The 15,864-nt window shown below is 71.4% G+C and carries 13 protein-coding genes; 4 read left to right on the top strand and 9 right to left on the bottom strand.

Annotated features, from left to right (window positions below; all coding sequences use genetic code 11):
• Window positions 1-68 precede the first annotated feature (68 nt).
• Entirely contained in the window at window positions 69-1,532 is a 1,464-nt protein-coding gene (locus I3V78_RS25325) for a HAMP domain-containing methyl-accepting chemotaxis protein (RefSeq protein WP_204491012.1), read from the top strand.
• Between the two features lie 34 nt (window positions 1,533-1,566).
• Here I3V78_RS25325 and I3V78_RS25320 read toward each other — a convergent pair whose 3' ends face one another.
• From I3V78_RS25320 to I3V78_RS25305, 4 genes are all read right to left on the bottom strand, one after another.
• A complete protein-coding gene (locus I3V78_RS25320; protein ID WP_204491011.1) occupies window positions 1,567-2,208 on the bottom strand; it encodes an HAD-IA family hydrolase in 642 nt (213 codons plus the stop codon).
• On the bottom strand, window positions 2,205-3,314 hold the full coding sequence (locus I3V78_RS25315) for a class 1 isoprenoid biosynthesis enzyme (RefSeq protein ID WP_204491010.1): 1,110 nt from the start codon (window positions 3,312-3,314) through the stop codon (window positions 2,205-2,207). Before I3V78_RS25315 ends, I3V78_RS25320 begins: the two co-directional genes overlap by 4 nt.
• The gene (locus I3V78_RS25310) at window positions 3,311-3,889 is read right to left on the bottom strand and encodes an LOG family protein (protein ID WP_204491009.1); all 579 of its coding nucleotides are present in this window, start codon (window positions 3,887-3,889) and stop codon (window positions 3,311-3,313) included. Before I3V78_RS25310 ends, I3V78_RS25315 begins: the two co-directional genes overlap by 4 nt.
• A 208-nt stretch (window positions 3,890-4,097) precedes the next feature.
• The gene (locus I3V78_RS25305) at window positions 4,098-5,063 is read right to left on the bottom strand and encodes an aldo/keto reductase (protein ID WP_204491008.1); all 966 of its coding nucleotides are present in this window, start codon (window positions 5,061-5,063) and stop codon (window positions 4,098-4,100) included.
• 86 nt (window positions 5,064-5,149) lie between these two features.
• Between I3V78_RS25305 and I3V78_RS25300 the strand changes: the two genes are divergently transcribed.
• Window positions 5,150-5,674, top strand: a complete 525-nt coding sequence (locus tag I3V78_RS25300; protein ID WP_204496794.1) for a metal-dependent hydrolase — start codon at window positions 5,150-5,152, stop codon at window positions 5,672-5,674.
• A gap of 127 nt (window positions 5,675-5,801) precedes the next feature.
• Complete coding sequence (locus tag I3V78_RS25295) at window positions 5,802-6,683, top strand: efflux RND transporter periplasmic adaptor subunit (protein WP_204491007.1); 882 nt, start codon at window positions 5,802-5,804, stop codon at window positions 6,681-6,683.
• 59 nt (window positions 6,684-6,742) lie between these two features.
• Here the strand turns inward: I3V78_RS25295 and I3V78_RS25290 are convergent, their stop codons facing one another.
• From I3V78_RS25290 to I3V78_RS25280, 3 genes are read right to left on the bottom strand one after another with little or no spacing between them, the layout of a single operon-like run.
• Entirely contained in the window at window positions 6,743-7,399 is a 657-nt protein-coding gene (locus tag I3V78_RS25290; RefSeq protein WP_204491006.1) for a hypothetical protein, read from the bottom strand.
• A gap of 32 nt (window positions 7,400-7,431) precedes the next feature.
• A complete protein-coding gene (locus I3V78_RS25285; RefSeq protein WP_204491005.1) occupies window positions 7,432-8,313 on the bottom strand; it encodes a helix-turn-helix domain-containing protein in 882 nt (293 codons plus the stop codon).
• Between the two features lie 29 nt (window positions 8,314-8,342).
• The gene (locus I3V78_RS25280) at window positions 8,343-9,992 is read right to left on the bottom strand and encodes an Ig-like domain-containing protein (protein WP_204491004.1); all 1,650 of its coding nucleotides are present in this window, start codon (window positions 9,990-9,992) and stop codon (window positions 8,343-8,345) included.
• A gap of 139 nt (window positions 9,993-10,131) precedes the next feature.
• Between I3V78_RS25280 and I3V78_RS25275 the strand changes: the two genes are divergently transcribed.
• Entirely contained in the window at window positions 10,132-12,558 is a 2,427-nt protein-coding gene (locus I3V78_RS25275) for a carbohydrate binding domain-containing protein (RefSeq protein WP_204491003.1), read from the top strand.
• A gap of 27 nt (window positions 12,559-12,585) precedes the next feature.
• Here the strand turns inward: I3V78_RS25275 and I3V78_RS25270 are convergent, their stop codons facing one another.
• Together I3V78_RS25270 and I3V78_RS25265 are read right to left on the bottom strand one after the other, a co-directional pair.
• A complete protein-coding gene (locus I3V78_RS25270; protein ID WP_204491002.1) occupies window positions 12,586-14,853 on the bottom strand; it encodes a peptidase domain-containing ABC transporter in 2,268 nt (755 codons plus the stop codon).
• Window positions 14,805-15,740 carry an efflux RND transporter periplasmic adaptor subunit gene (locus tag I3V78_RS25265; RefSeq protein ID WP_204491001.1) on the bottom strand — a complete coding sequence of 312 codons (936 nt, stop codon included), beginning with the start codon at window positions 15,738-15,740 and terminating at the stop codon, window positions 14,805-14,807. Before I3V78_RS25265 ends, I3V78_RS25270 begins: the two co-directional genes overlap by 49 nt.
• Between the last annotated feature and the right edge of the window lie 124 nt (window positions 15,741-15,864).

The raw sequence follows: 15,864 nt of genomic DNA, 5'->3' as shown, positions 1-15,864 counted from the left end.
CGGGCACTCACGTAGACTGGCGCCGCGCAGCCGGGGCGGAGCGTTCCCTCGGCCGAGGAGACCTGACGATGTTCTCGAGATGGACCGTGGGCCGGCAGTTCCTGGTGGGCTTGTTCCTGTTGGCGTTGATGATTGGCACCTTCGTCTACCTGACCCGCATGCGCGTGCAGGCCTTCTCCGGCGCGGCCACGCTCGTGTCCACGAGCCAGAAGACGCTGCGGCAGCTCGAGCGCATCCACTCCAAGTTCAAGGACGCGGAGAGCGCGCACCGCGACTACCTCCTGACGGGCGGAGAGGCCGCGGCCCTGTCCTTCCAGCAGGCGCGCGCCATGGTGGACACGGAGCTGCAGGCGCTCACGTCCTCGCCGGACCCCGAGCACCAGAAGCGCATCACGGCCCTGCAGGAGACCGTCGCCCAGGAGCTCAAGCGGATGGACGAGAGCCTCGAGGCGCGGCGCGTCCAGGGCTCGCTGGACTCGCCCTCCGCGAGCAACGCCCAGAGCCGTCAGCGCCAGGAGCGCGTGCGCGAGGCGGTGGGCAAGGCGCGCGAGGCGGAGGAGGCGGTGCTGAGCAAGAACGAGCTGCAGCAGGAGGAGGAGCTCAAGGCGTTCGGCACCTTCTTCTGGATCGACGGGCTCGGCATCATGCTCGTCATCACCACCACGGCGCTGCTCATCGGCCGGGCCCTGGAGCGCAAGCTGCAGACGGCCATCTCCCAGGTGCAGAACTCCTCGGCCGAGCTGCACTCGGCCGCCACCCAGCAGGTGACGGGCGCGCGCGAGCAGGCCTCGGCCACCACGGAGATCTCCACCACCGTGAAGGAGCTCCTGTCCACCTCGCGGCAGATCGCCACCAGCGCCCAGCAGGTGTCGCGCGTGGCGGACGAGACCGCGGGCGCGGCGCGTCAGGGCAATGACACCGTGCAGCGCTCCCAGGAGGCCATCGACGCGGTGCGCCGCCAGGTGGACTCCGTCGTCACCCACATGCTGGAGCTGGGCAAGCGCTCGCAGGAGATCGGCGGCATCCTGGACATCATCAACGAGCTGAGCGAGCAGACGAACATCCTCGCCATCAACGCCACCATCGAGAGCGCGGGCGCGGGCGAGCACGGCCGCCGCTTCGCCGTGGTGGCCGAGGAGATCCGCAAGCTCGCCGACCGCGTGGGCGGCGCCACCAAGGACATCCGCGCCCTCATCGACGAAATCCGCGCCGCGTCCAACACCACCATCATGGCCACGGAGGACGGCTCCAAGGCGGTGCAGAGCAGCGCCAAGCAGTTCTCCGAGGTGGCCGGCAGCTTCCGGCGCATCTCCGAGCTGGTGCGCACCAACCTGGACGTGGTGCGGGAGATCGAGCTGAGCACCCAGCAGCAGACCACCGCGGTGGAGCAGGTGAACATCGCCATCCTCGAGGTGGCGCAGACGGCCCAGCAGTCCGAGGTGAGCTCCTCGCAGACGCTGCAGACGGCCAACCGGCTCTCGCAGCTGTCCCAGCAGCTCACCGCCATCCTCGACGCGCGCACCTCGGCCTGAGGCGCGCGGGAGGGGGGGGCCCCTCGAGGGGCCCTCAGTCGGCCAGCAGGGCGGTGAGGTCGCGCATCACGCCCTCGCCGCCCGGGCGTTTGCCCGCCCGGTCCAGCAGCCAGGCGCGCATGCCCACCCGCCGCGCGCCCTCCACGCAGTCCGGACGGTCATCCACGAAGAGGCAGTCCTCGGGCCGCTGGCCGAGCGCGCGCGCCATGGCCAGGTAGGTCTCCGGCGCGGGCTTGGAGGCGCCCAGCATGGCGGCGGACAGGGCCGCGTCCAGCAGCGGCGTGAGGCCCAGCCACGCCAGCGAGCCCGGCAGATCGAAGAGCGCGAAGTTGGACAGCACGCCCACCCGGTAGCCCTGGCGCCGCGCCCGCTCGATCGCCGGCCGCGCGTCCGCGAAGAGCCGCAGCGTGCGGCACGGCTCGAAGCGCAGCAGCCCCGCGCGCGCGTCCGCGTCCAGGCCGTGCGCGTCGCACAGCTCCTCCCAGAAGGCGTTCCAGAAGGCCCGCTCGCTCGTGGCGCAGGTGACGCGCCGTCCGGAGCGGGGCGCCCAGTCACGCAGGTGGGTGCCGAGCTGCTCCAGCCCGAAGGGCAGCAGGTGCCCCAATTCCTGGCGCACGCCCTCCAGGTCGAACTCGGCCAGCACCCCGTCCCGATCGAAGATGACCGCGCCCGTCACGCCGCCTGCTCCAGGCCCTCCAGGGCGCTCTCCAACTGCTCCTCGGTGAAGAGCGTGTTGCCCGCGCAGCGCCGCAGCCGGTCCATGCAGGTGTGGGTCATGTCCCGCATGAGGGGCCGCAAGGAGGGCGGGGCGGTGGCCACGCACTCGCGGTAGTCGTCGATCATCAGCTTCACGGTGCCGGGGATGCCCACCTCGCGCATGGCCTGGTAGAGCGGCTGGTAGAGCCGCTCGATGGTGGGCTGGGTGTGCGCGGGCATCTTGTGCACCGCCATGGCGGACGAGCCCGTCATGGCGCGGCACACCCGCCACAGGTTGGCCACGTCGGCGCGCAGCGCCGGGTAGCGCGCGAGCGTCACCATCAACGGCCGCGTCACCGTGCCCATCAGCACGTCGTCGTTCTCGCCGTCGGCGCGCCGGTCCTCGAGGATGCTCACCAGGTCATCCACGTCCTGGAACACGCGCGAGAAGGCCTCGGCCATGGGCAGGGGCGTGGGCGGGTGGCCGTTGAGCAGCAGCGCCGCGTCCATGCAGTAGCACACCGCCACGCGCGTCTCCTCGTAGCGGTTGTGCAGCCAGCGGTCGAACATGCCCTCCAGCGGGTAGAGGTTCTGCTTCTCCCAGAGCTGCCGCGCGTACAGCTCGGTGGTCAGGTGCAGCATGCCGTCGAGCAGGCGCGGATCCACGCGCGCGGCCATCTGCGCGGACATCGCCCCCAGGGCCCCCACGAAGGGCGTGGCGCTGATGTCGCCGAAGCGCAGCGCGAACGTGCGCCGCCCCGAGCGCATGGGCGTGCGGTCCACCGTGTCGTCCACCGTGGCGCACGCCTCCATGCACAGCATCATCGCCGGCAGGTAGCGGCGGTGCGCGGCCTGGATCCCCCCCGAGGCCTCCGCGAAGGCCAGGAAGATGAGCGGCACCAGCAGGAACGACGGCTGGGCGTTGTCGCGCACCACCGTGTCGTAATAGGGCCGCAGCGCCTCGGGCACCTCCAGCCCCTGGAGCACGTGGCGGGCCTCGTCGATGAGCGGGGCGAAGCGCTCCTGGCGGCGCGCGAAGATGCCCTGGAACATCTTGGGGTATTGCAGCGGCGGCAGTTCACTCATGACTGGACCTCGTCGCCCGCGGGCGGGGGCGGAGTGGCCACCCCCAGCGCGCGGAGGACATCCTCGAGCCGAGACGTGACGGTGAAGAGCGTGTCGGCACGCGCGTGCGCGAAACCCTGACGGGTCATCTCCGCGACGAGTGCCACGAACGGTTGGTAGAAGCCCTGGGTGTCGAGCAGCACGATGGGCTTGTCGATCATCCGCATCTGCTTCCAGCTGATGATCTCCAGCATCTCCTCCAGGGTGCCGTAGCCTCCCGGCAACACCACGAAGGCGTCGGAGCGCTCGGCCATGCAGCGCTTGCGCTCGTGAAGGTCTTCCGTCCAGATGAGCTCGGTGAGTCCCCGGTGGGCCACCTCGTAGCGCTCCAGGCCCCGGGGCATCACCCCCACGACCCGGCCGCCCCGCGCCAGCGCACCATCCGCCACCGCGCCCATCAACCCCACCCGGGCACCGCCGTACACCACCTGCAGGCCGCGCTCGGCCAGGAGCGCTCCCAGCTCGGAGGCCACCTTCATGTGCTCCCCATGCACCCCCGGAGCGGAGCCACAAAACACGCAAACGGAATTCGTCATGAGTCCCACGTCAGGAGCCCGTCATCGCGGGCGGCGCTCGATTTTCTCCAGATCGGCACTGAACCACAACGGGCACCTCCCCGAGCCGACGCGACAGGTCGTCTCCCGTCGTGCGGATGACACGTGCGCCGGGGTCCACGCGAGGAGTGAAGGGCTTATCCACCTGGGGTGCCTCCAGGCGGTCGGCTCCCTGGTCTCCCGCCCCGCGCTACAGGTAGCCGCGCGACAGCTCCTCGAGCCGGCGCGACTGCTCGGGCGTGAGCGTGAAGCCCATGGCGCCCACGTTCTCCTCGGCGTGGCGCCGCTTGGTCGCGCCGGGGATGACGACCACCGTGTCGCCGTGGAACGTGGCCAGCCAGTTGAGCGCCACCTGCGACGAGGTGACGCCATGCGCCTGGGCGCACGCGCGCAATTCCTCGATGAGCGGGCGGCTCTTCTCCATGCCCGAGGCCCGGAAGGCCGGCAGGTACTTGCGCGGGCCCACGCGGCTCTTGATGAGCGAGGGATCCTCGTGGAACTTGCCCGACAGCAGGCCCTGCGCCAGCGGCGAGTAGGCGATGATCGTGATGCCCAGCTCCTTGGCGGCCGCGAGCACGCCGTTGGACTCGATCTTCCGGTCCATCAGGCTGTAGCGCATCTGGTTGGACACGAGCGGCACGCCCCGGCGCGCGAGCGCGGCGTGCATGGCGCGCATCCGCCTGGCGGAGAAGTTGCTCACCCCCACCGTCTTGATCTTCCCGGCCTCCACCAGGTCCGCCATGGCGTTGGCCTGGGCCTCCACCGTGGCGAGCGCGAAGGGCTGGTGGATTTGGTGCAGGTCGATGGGGTAGGGGTTGAGCGCCGCCAGCCGCGCCCCGATGGTGGCGCCGATGCTCGCGGCGGTGCGGGGAAAGGGCTGCCACTTGGTGGCGACGACCACGTCCCCGGGCTTCTTGCCCAGGCGCGACAGCGCGGCGGCGAGCGCCCGCTCCGAGCGGCCATCGCCATAGGCCTCGGCGGTGTCGAACCAGTTGATGCCGCCCTGGAGCGACGCGTCGACGATCTCCTCGACGAGCGGCGCGGGCAAGGTCTCCCAGAAGGCACCCACCAGGCCGGAGCCCTCGGAGAACTGCCAGCACCCCAGCCCGATGGGGGAAATCTCGACGTCCGACCGACCCAGTCTTCGCAAGTTCATCGCGTGTTCCTCTCGCCGGGGACTCTCCTCCGCTTCGTTGGCGCGGGCAACAATCCGGAGGCGCGCTCCGCGCTATGCTCGACACCATGAACCCCATCGTCCACGCGGAGCTGTCCTGGTTGTTGGCCCAAGGCCTGCGCGAGCGGCGGGATCGGGTGCTCGTCACGCTCGCGGGACTGGCGCCGGACCTCGATGGCTTGTCCCTGCTGGGCGGCGTGGACCTCTACGGCCAGTACCACCACGTGCTCTTCCACGGCTACGTGGGGGCGCTGGTGGTGGTGGGCGTGTGCACCGCGCTCGCGCGCCAGCGCCTGGCGGTGGGGCTGCTCGCCGCGCTCGCCTTCCACCTGCATCTGGCGTGTGACCTGGTGGGCAGCGGCCCGGGCTGGCCCATCCACTACTTCTGGCCCACGTCCATGCACGAGTGGTTCTGGTCGGGCCAGTGGAACCTGGCCTCGTGGCAGAACAGCGTCATCGGCATGGCGGCCACCTTCGCCTGTCTCGCCTGCGCCCTGCGCTGGCGCCGCACCCCCGTGGAGCTCGTGTCCGTGCGCTGGGACGCCGAGGTCACCCGGGCCCTGCGCGCGCGGGTGCTCGGCGAGACGTCCTGAGCCGTTTTTCCGAGCCGTCTTCGCGCCCGGCCGTGGACATGTCCCTTGGCCCGGAGGGCAGGGTTCGGGTTCCCAACGGTGGTGCCAGATTCCCAGCTCTTGAGAGGGCGGAGGGAATTCCATCGTGATGCGACGCACCATCATCCTCGTGGGCTGGATGGCCGGGAGTGCCCTGGCCGCGGAAGTACCGCGCGCGGCCTCGGCACCGGGGCCCGTGCCCGTCCGGCCCCCGCGGGCCGCGCCCTCGCTCGTGGGGGTGGTGTCGGCGACGCAGGCGCTGGATGTGCTCGCCCAGGTGGAGGGCCGCCTGGAGTCGCTCGACGTGCACCTGGGCGAGCACGTGGAGGCCGGACAACTGCTGGCCTCGCTGGACACGCGCACGCGCCAATGGGAGCTGGCGTCCCACCAGGCGCAGGTGCGCGCGGCCGAGGCCGAGCACCGGCGCTGTACCCTGTTGCTCCAGCAGGCCCGCCAGTTCCTGGAGCGCCAGCGCCAGGTGCGCCAGTTCACGGCCGCCGAGGAGTACGAGAAGGCCCAGCACGCCGTGTCCCTCGCCGAGGCGGACGTGGCGCTGGCCAGGGCGCGGCTCGGCGCGGCGAAGGCGGAGGCGTCCCTGGCGCGCGAGAACCTGGAGCGGGCGAGCCTGCGCGCGCCCTTCCGGGGCGTGGTGTCCGAGGAGTACCTGCAGCCCGGCATGGTGGCGGGCCCCACCACGCCCATTGTCCGGCTGGTGAGCGAGGACCGGCTCTTGCGCTTCGCCATTCCGGAGGCCTGGGTGGGCGCCATCCGCCCGGGGCACGAGGTCTGGGTCCGCGTGGAGGGCGCGCCGGCCTTCCGGGGCGTGGTGGAGCGCATCTCGCCCGAGCTGGATGCGACGTCACGTCAGCTCAAGGCCGAGGCGCGCCTGGACCTGCCCGAGCGCGCGCGGGAAGCGCTGCCCCTGGGGGCGGTGGTGCCCGTGGAGTGGGCGCCCCCCACGCCCACCGGCGCCCTGTCTCCGGGCGATTAGGCGTGCACCGCGCTGCACGCGCCTGTGCAGCGCGGTGCGGCGTCCTGCACAGGCGCGCTCTAGAAGCGTCCGCCGAGCCCGAGCAGCGCGCCCTCGCGGGACACGGACACGAGGGGCTGGAAGCGGGGACGGGCGAAGTCCACGGACGCGGGCGGGGTGCGCTGGGACAGCTCGTAGCCCACCACGCCGCCCGCGATGCCGAGCACCCAGGGCGTGTAGGGCGATTGGAGGATGGAGCTGCCCCGCCGGGAGAACGGCAGTCCGGCGGCGACGCCCACGCCCGTGCCGAGCATCGCGGCCCACAGCCGGCCGTCTCCGCCCAACAGCTCGCCGCCGCCCCAAACGCCGAGGGGGTAGCCCACCAACAGGCCCGCGGTCCCGCCCAGGACGGACGCGGCCCCCGCGCCACACCCCAGGACCCCAGAGCCCACGCCCGTGGCGTAGCAGAACGCGGCGCCTCCGAGGTAGCCGACGAGGCCCGCGCCCAAGGCCGTGAGGCCGCCGCCCCCCAGCTCGCCCAGGATGCGCACGCTCCGGGGGGCTCGCCAGCGCGCGGAGGGCGGGGGCGCTGGGGCGGGGACGTCCTGCTCCGTCACCGGGTCCGCGGACAGGAGCCGCGCGCGCAGGGGCGCATCCTCGGCGGCGAGGCCCGCTCCGGGCGCGAGCAGGACGAGGGACAGCACGACAGCGGGGAACGACAGGGGAGGGCGGGTCATGCCTCGCCCGATTGCAATCGGAGGACCAACCTTCACGCCTCGGGAGGAGCTTCGCCTCCGGTGCCGTGGCGGTAGCGGGCGCGCCACGCGGTGGGCGTGACGCCATGGGCGCGCCGGAACAGCCGGATGAAGTGGGTGGCATCCGCGTAGCCCACGCGCTCGGCGATGACGGCGACGATCTCATCGCTGTGCAACAGCCGCCGCCGCGCCTCGCTCATGCGCCCGGAGATGATCCACTCCTGCACCGAGCGCCCCGTGGCCCGCCGCACCGCCGTGGTGAGGTGCGCGGGCGAGCGGTGCATCGCGGCCGCCACGTCCCGGGGGGACAAGGGCTCCAGGCAGTGCCGCTCGATGTAGCGCAGCGTCTCGGTGACGAGGCCATCCGCCGCGCCCGAGCGCGCCTGCCAGTCGGCCGCCCGGGACACCTCGGAGATGATGAGCGTGAGCAGGCTGCGCTCCACGGCGGGCGAGGCGCCCCCGTCTCGCTCGGACTCGTCGCGCAGCTCCTCGAAGAGGTGCTCGAGGAAGGCGCGCCGCGGCTCGGGGATCTTCACCACCGCCGAGGCCCCCGAGCGCACGTGCTCGAAGGGCGTGAGCAGCTCCGCGCTGGCCTCGTCGGCCAGCAGGCACACGGGACAGAAGCCCAGCATCCAGAACTCCGGCTGCTGGACGTCCAGGTGCCGGTGGGGCTCGCCCGCGGGGATGAGCAGCACCTCACCCGCCTGGAGCGTGAAGTGTCCCCGCTGCTCGAGCGTGGTGGTGCCCGCGGTGCAGTAGCCGAGCACCGCGTAGTCGTGCGTGACGGCCCGGGGCGCCGGCTCGTGGGCCTTGTGCAGGGCCCAGCGCGACACGAAGACCGGCCGGCCCTTTCCTCGCGCGTCCTCGATCCGGATGCCCCTCTGTCGCTCCGCCATGCGCCTCCTTGGGTCCTGCCTGTATACCCCTAGAAGTTGGGGACCCAGAGGTCGTCGGACAGGACGATGGGACGGCCCCGGGCATCGAACTCCAGGGCCACCGGCTTCCACGAGCCGCACTTGACGGCCCCGGACAGATCCTCCCACGCCGCGCCCGTCCAGCGCAGCACCTGGAAGACCGCGACGTCACTCACGCGCCGGTGCACCAGGACGACCAGCGCGCCCGTGCGGTCGCGCCGGAGCACCGACAGGTCGGCGACCTCCCGCAGGTCCGGGAGCGGCGCCCACGTGCCCTGCTCGAGGCGCACGACATGCAGCGTGGTGCCCTCCAGCCAGGCCACCACCGGCAGCCCCGCGGCATCCAGCGTCAGCTCGAAGGGCGGGGTGTCGAGCGGCGGGGGTCCGTCCGTCCACACCGGCGCGCCCAGCGGCGCCCAGTCCGAGCCCGTCCAGCGCGACAGCTTCAAGGCGGTGCCCTCGTTGGCCACGGGACGCTCGACGCGCGCGATGACCGGGGCGTCGTCCGCGCCCAGGGCGAACTTGAACCCCACGACCGGCGTGTCCAGCGTGCCCAGGGAGGTCCAGGCGCCGTCCCGCCAGCGTTGCACGCGCGGCATGTTCCGCCCCAGGAAACGTCCGTCCTCCCACTCCGTCTGGGTCCAGGCCAACACGGGCGCGCCCGTGGAGTCCAGGAACAGGTCGACGAGCCGCGCGTCCCTGCGCTCCGGCCCCAGGGGTTCCCAGGCCGAGCCCGTCCAGCGCTGCGTGGTGGTGGTCTGGCTGTGGCCCGTGTGCGGTGAGGCGCTCTCCGCGAAGAGCGCCAGCACCGGGAGGCCGACGCCATCGAACTGGAGCACGGCCCGGGCGGTGTCCCACAAGGCTTGCGCGCCGGGCGCGGGCGCGAACAGGGGCTTCCAGAGGGCACCCGTCCACCGGCGGACCACCACGTTCAGCGACCCATGCGACGGCTGCTGCACCATCACGGGCGCGCCCGTGGGGTCGAGCGCCATCCCTTGAACGTTGAAACCGTTGTCCAGGCGCAACATCGACGTGACGCGCCACGTCCAGGCTTCCGTGGGCCGCACGAGCGCGTTGCCCGCCCGATCCGTGAGGCCCGCGTCCAGGCGCAGCGTCAGGGAGGCCGGTGCGGTGAGCACCGCGGGATGCACCTTGAGCACCGTGTTGTCCTCGGCGAGCGCCCAGGTGGACTCCACCGGCTGGCCGTCCCGCTCGAGCCGCACCGTCTCGCGCGTGAAGGACTCCGGACGCATCGCCTCGGAGAAGCGCACCTCGAAGTCCGCGCGCACGGAGACGTGGGTGTTCACCGGGTCGGGCGTGAGCTTGATCACCCGAGGCGCGGTCCGGTCCACGATCACCTCGTGGCCCAGGCTGAAGGCCTCCTGCTTCTCGCGCCGGGCCCGCGCGGTGAGCACGTAGCTGCCCTCGGGCAGCGCGCGCATGTCCCAGTCATGGGTGTACGGAGCGGACAGGGGGGTGAGCAGCGCGCCGTCCACCCACAATTCGACCTCTTCGGGCTGCCCGGTGGTCTTCACCTGGACGGTCACGGTGTCGCGGGTGGAGGTGGCGTGCTCGGGGGTGACGAGGGTCACGCTCAGGCCGGGGTCACAGCCCCCGACGAGGACGAGCAGCGGGAGCAACCAGGAGCGGAGCGGGCGCATGCCCATGACGATAGAGCATTTCCCACACGCTCCGTCTCGGGGAGGCCTTTCAAACCGGCTGCGTCCTGGGATATCCCCCGGTCCCGGCGTGAAGTCATTTCATGCCCAAGGTTCACTGTATTCCGAGAGGTCGTACGACATGACGTGGACGAGGAAGAGCACCTGGACGCGGGGCGTGCTGGGCGCGGCGCTCTGGGCGCTGCTGGGGGCGTGCGGCAACACCGAGACGCCGCCCCCCGGGCCCGAGCAGCCCGGACCCGAGCAGCCCGGACCCGAGCAGCCGCCCGTGGTTCCCCTGTGCCAGGCGGCGCCGCCCGCGGAGCCCCCGCCCTTGCCCCCGCTCATGATGGCGGGACAGCCCTACTCCCTCACGTGGGAGGACGACTTCGGCGGCCCGCTGGGGGAAGGCCAGCCCCGCGACTTCCTCAACAAGGACTTCTGGGTGAAGGAGAACCTGGGCGTCAACAACGAGCAGCAGGCCTACACCAACCGCGAGTGTCCGGATCATCCCAACGACTGGAACTACTGCGTGGAGAACGGCCGGCTCACCCTGCTGGCGCGTGAGGAGCGGCTGGACTGTGTCGTCTGGCAGCAGTGCACCCAGAGCAGCGATTGTTTCAACGGCGGCACGTGCGCGAACACGGGCTACTGCCTGAACGACCGCAACAAGAACGGCGTCTGGGACCACGAGGAGTGCGCGGCCTTCAACGGCACGGGCAACGCGCCGCAGAACGATCGGCTCTACACCTCGGGCCGCATCAAGAGCGACGAGCGGGTGGAGTTCCGCTACGGCTACGTGGAGTTCCGCGCGCGCATGCCCTTCGCGGACCTGCCCGCGGGCGCCACGCCTCCGGGCGGCCTGTGGCCGGCCATCTGGATGCTCGGGGCCAACGGCGCCATCACCAATGGTGGCCGCGATGACAGCGCCGACTGGCCGATGATCGGCGAGGTCGACATCATGGAGTACAGCCAGATCAAGGAGAACAAGGCGCTCTACGCGCAGAACGACTCCATGGGGCTCAACGTCCTGTGGCGCGAGAAGCCCGAGGCGGGCGACGCGGCGGCGCGGCCGGGCGCCTGGGAGCCCAACGCGTGCAGCTCCTGGCCCAACGGCGGCGATGCCAAGTGCGACGGGGACGTGGGCGGCGCGCGCGCCACCTGGAACGGGTTCGCCATCGACTACCACCAGTGGCACACCTGGGGCTTTCTCTGGGACGAGAAGGGCTTCCAGATCTACGTCGATGACCTGCCGCAGAACGGGGGCACGCCCGTGGCCCGCTTCTCCATCGGGGATGGTGCCACCGAGTTCAACCAGCCCATGTACCTCATCCTCAACAACGCGGTGGGCGGCACGCTGGGCTGCACCGGTTGGGACTACCGCACCTGCACGACCAGCGCCGAGTGCGCCAACAACGCGGCGTGTGTGGGCGGCCGGTGCCAGGAGACCGCCAGCACGTGCGTGAACGTGGACTGGGCCACCCAGGGCGCCATGGCGGGGCTCGAGGTGGACTACGTGCGCTGGTTCCACCGCGACGCGGGCTATCCCCAGACGCCCGCGGCCGCGTGCCAGGACGGGGATGGGGATGGCCAGCCGGACAACCTCATCCAGAACTGCGGCTTCAACGAGGACTTCACCTCGCACCGCACGGACCTCTTCTTCGAGGGCGGCGGGGGCCTCACGGACGTGGTCGACGAGGGCGGCGAGCACGGACATGTCCAGTGGGTGCGCGTGGACAACAGCGGCCGCGAGAGCTACAGCGTCCAGGTGCGTCAGGAGCCCATCACCCTGACGGCCGACACCACGTACGCGTGGAAGGTGGACCTCAAGTCCAGCACGCCGCGCACCGTGCCGGTGAAGATCGTCCAGGCCCACGAGCCCTGGACGATCATCGCCGCGCTCGACTGCGAGGTGGACTCGGTCTGGACGACGTGCGCCGCGCCGAACTTCACCGTGCGCACCACGGACACCTACAAGTTCGAGATCGACCTGGGCACCTACGCGGGCACCTACAGCAACACCGAGGCCTACATCGACAACATGTACCTGGGCACGGTGGCGCGCTCCTGCCAGGCGGACTGCACGGGCAAGCTGTGCGGTGACGACGGCTGCGGCGGCACCTGCGGCACGTGCCGCGCGGGCACGTCCTGTGGCGAGTGGGGCCAGTGCGTGGCGCCCTCCGCGGAGAGCCTGCGGCCCAAGCGCCTGGAGGCCGAGGCCGCCACGCTCGTGGGCGCCAAGGTCGAGGCCGACGAGAACGGCGGCGCGATCGTCACGGACTTCAAGGGCGGTGACTCCATCTGCTGGAGCGGCGTGGACCTCACGGGCATCACCCACGTGACGGCGCGTGTGGGCTCGGCCCACGGCCAGGGCCAGGCCCGGGTGCGCTTCAACGACACGGAGCTGTGCTCGCTGCTCCTGGCGGAGGCCACGGGCGGCTGGACCAGCGCGAACCTCACGAACGTGCCCGTGGCCCTGTCGGCCAGCGGCACCGGCACGCTGTGCCTCGTGGGCGTGCCGCACCCCGAGGGCGCCATCTTCTCGGTGGACTACCTCGACCTGCGCTGACGTCGCTCGAAAAGAGGGAGCACCCCGTCAGCCCGTGGGGGCGGCGGGGTGCTCCTGGGCGGAGACCAGCCCGAAGTAGTGCCCCCGCAGGGCCATGAGCTCCGCGTGGGTGCCTTGTTCCACCAGGCGGCCCTTGTCCATCACCAGGATGAGGTCCGCGTCCTGGATGGTGCTCAGCCGGTGGGCGATGACCACCCGGGTGCAGCGCAGCCGCTCGAGCGCCTCCTGCACGGCGCGCTCGGTCTTCACGTCCAGGGCGTTGGTCGCCTCGTCGAGCAGCAGGATGGCCGGGTCGTGCACGAGCGCGCGGGCCAGGGCGAGCCGCTGCCGCTGCCCGCCGGAGATGGAGCCGCCCATCTCGCTGAGCAGGGTGCTGTACTGCATGGGCATCGCCATGATGTCGTCGTGCACCTGCGCGCGCCGCGCCGCCTCGATGACCGCGTCCAGGGACAGGTCCGTGTCGTGGTAGGCGATGTTGCGGCGGATGTCGCCGCGAAAGAGCATGGGGTTCTGCATCACCACGCCCATCTGTCCGCGCAGGTCGTACAGGTCCAGCTCCACCAGGGAATGGCCGTCGTAGCGGATGGCGCCCTCGCTGGGCAGGTAGAGCCCCAGCAGCAGGTGGGCGAGCGTGGACTTGCCCGCGCCCGAGCGGCCGACGATGGCCACGAACTGCCCGGGCCGCACCTGCAGGGACACGTCCTTGACCACCAGCGGCGCGAGCGGCCCATAGCGGAAGGAGACGTTCTCCAGGGCGATGCCCCCCTCGAGCGCGTGCGGCCGTCGCGGCCCCCCGGGTGCCTGCTCCGGTGGCGCCTCCAGCACGTCGTCCACGCGCTCCAGGTAGCTGCCCACCAGTTGCAGCCGGAAGCACGCCGCCACCAGGCTCGCGATGGGGGTGAGGAAGCCCACGCCCAGGGCGTTGAGCGCCAGCATCTGCCCCAACTGGAGGTGCTGGTGGAGCACCTGGAGCGTGCCCGCGAGCAGCAGCACCAGCGGGGAGATCATCCGCAGAGCGCCGTTGAGCGCCTCCACGCTGGCCTCCAGCCGGCCGCGCTCCAGGGACACGTTGAGCGTGTCCACGTAGAGGTTGGACCAGTGCTGCACGCTGCGGCCCTCCACGCCCATGCCCTTGATGGTCTGGATGCCCGTCATCATCTCCACCTGGTAGTTCTGGGCAGCGGCCGAGACCTCCAGATCCTTGGCGAGCAGCTCCCGCTGCCGCTCGCGCGCCCCCAGGAAGACCACGACCTGGAGCGCGGCGAGCCCCACGGCGAGCAGCCCCATCTGCCAGTTCATCGCCAGGAGCACCACGAGGTAGAGCGAGGCGAGCGAGCCGTCCAGCACGGCGGAGAGGGCGCCCGAGGTGAGGATCTCCCGGATGGTGGTGTTGCTGTTGAGCCGGGCGATGAGATCCCCCGTGGAGCGCACGTGGAAGAAGGAGAAGGGCAGGTGGATGAGGTGATCCAGGAAGCCGATGGTGAGCCGGGCATCCAGGTGCGTGCGCAGGTGCAGGAGCAGGTGCGTGCGCACGAGCAGGGAGAGCACCTGGAAGACGAGCAGCACCGCCATGCCCGCGCCCATCACGGCCAGCAGGGACGCGTCCCCGGTGGGCAGCACCTGATCCACCACGGCGCCGGTGAGCACGGGCAGCCCCAGCGCGAGCACCTGGAGCAAGAGGGACGTGAAGAGGATGCGCCCGAGCAATGGCCGCGATTCCAGGAGCAGCCGCAGGTAGCGGTGGGAGCCCCGGGGCGCGTCCCCCGTCTCGAAGGTCTCCGTGGGCTCGAAGACGAGCGCGATGCCGGTGAAGGCCTTGCGGAACTGCTCCAGCGTCACGTAGCGCCGGCCATGCGAGGGATCCAGGATCGTGACGCCCCGGCGCGTCCTCCCCTCGAAGACGACGAAGTGGGCGAACTCCCAGTGGAGGATGGCCCCCATGGGCAGCAGGTGGATTTCCTCCACGTCCACCTGGGCCGCGCGTCCCCTGAGCCCGAAGGACTGGCCCGCGGTGAGGATGGCGCGCGCGCTGACGCCCTCGGTGCTCACCAGGCCCGTGACGCGCTGGACCTCGTCCAGCGTCATCTTCCGGCCCCAATAGCCGAGCACCATGGTGAGGCACGCGGCGCCACAGTCCACCGCCGTCACCTGGGCCACGAAGGGCAGCCGCCGACCCCTCCACCGCTGGCCCAACGCGCGCAGCGCGGGATACCGCTCGAGCAACGAGGAGAAGGAGAGGGTGTCCGTCACGGGGTCCCCCACAGCGCGTCGAGCGCCGGGATGAGCAGCATCCATCCACTCCGGCTGCGCACCTGGACGCGTCCGGTGCCCACCATGCCGGTGTAGTACTGGAACGAGTCCCCGTGCGCGCGCAGGCCCGCGTCCGGCAGCCGCGCCTCCACGCGCACCATGGGCCCGTCGATCTTCAGGATGTCCCCGAGCGCCGCGCCCAGGTAGCGCCGCACCTCGGTGGGGCCGAGCAGCTCGTCGCTCACGGCCGTCACGGTGACGTCCTGATAGAGGTAGGAGAAGCCCTGCAACTCCAGGCGCAGGGGCTGGCCGGGCTTGAGCCGGGGCCGGTACTGGCCCGGCACGAGCAGGAGCGCCTTCACCTCGGTGTCCTCCTTGGCGAGCGTGGCCACCACCTCGCCCGCGCCCAGGTACTGGTTCTCGTGCACCCGCACCTCGCGCACCACGCCGTCGAAGGGCGCCACCAGGGTGCGCTCGGAGACGAGCGCGTCGTTCAAGTCCAGTTGGGCGCGCAGCGTGCCCAGGGACTGGCGGGCCGTGGCGTTGAGGGGATCCGTGAGCCGCACCGCGAGCTGGGCGCGGTACTCCTGCGCCACGCGCTCGCGCTCGGCCGTCTCGCCCCGGGCGTACAGCTGCACCAGCGGCTCGCCGGCGCGCACCCGCTGCCCCCGCTGCACGTGCACCCGGCTGATGCGTCCGCCCGCCGTGGCGGGGATGTCCTCCACGCCCGCCACCTGGATGAGCAGGGGCCCTTGCGCGTACTCGTGCACCCGCACCACCGCGAGCACCACCGCCGCCGTGAGCGCGAGCGCCACCAGGTTCCAATAGGTGAAGCGCACCCAGAACGGCGTCAGCTTGAGCAGACTGCCCTTCTCCTCGCTCAAGGTGTAGTGCTCGAGCGCTTCCCGCCGGAACAGGTCTCGCGGTGTCATGAAATCCGTGAGGGTTTGAGGGATGTGTCAAGACAGCGAGAGGGACGACCTGCCGGTCATCCCTCATGGATGGCTTTCAACTCGACTTCATGACTCCGGGGAGGTGTTCTCCCCGGGATTCATC

This window comes from Archangium primigenium (genome assembly GCF_016904885.1).
In the GTDB taxonomy this organism is placed as follows: domain Bacteria; phylum Myxococcota; class Myxococcia; order Myxococcales; family Myxococcaceae; genus Cystobacter; species Cystobacter primigenius.
The sequence above is the reverse complement of the archived record's forward strand: the minus strand, read 5'-3'. Positions and strand labels throughout refer to the sequence as shown.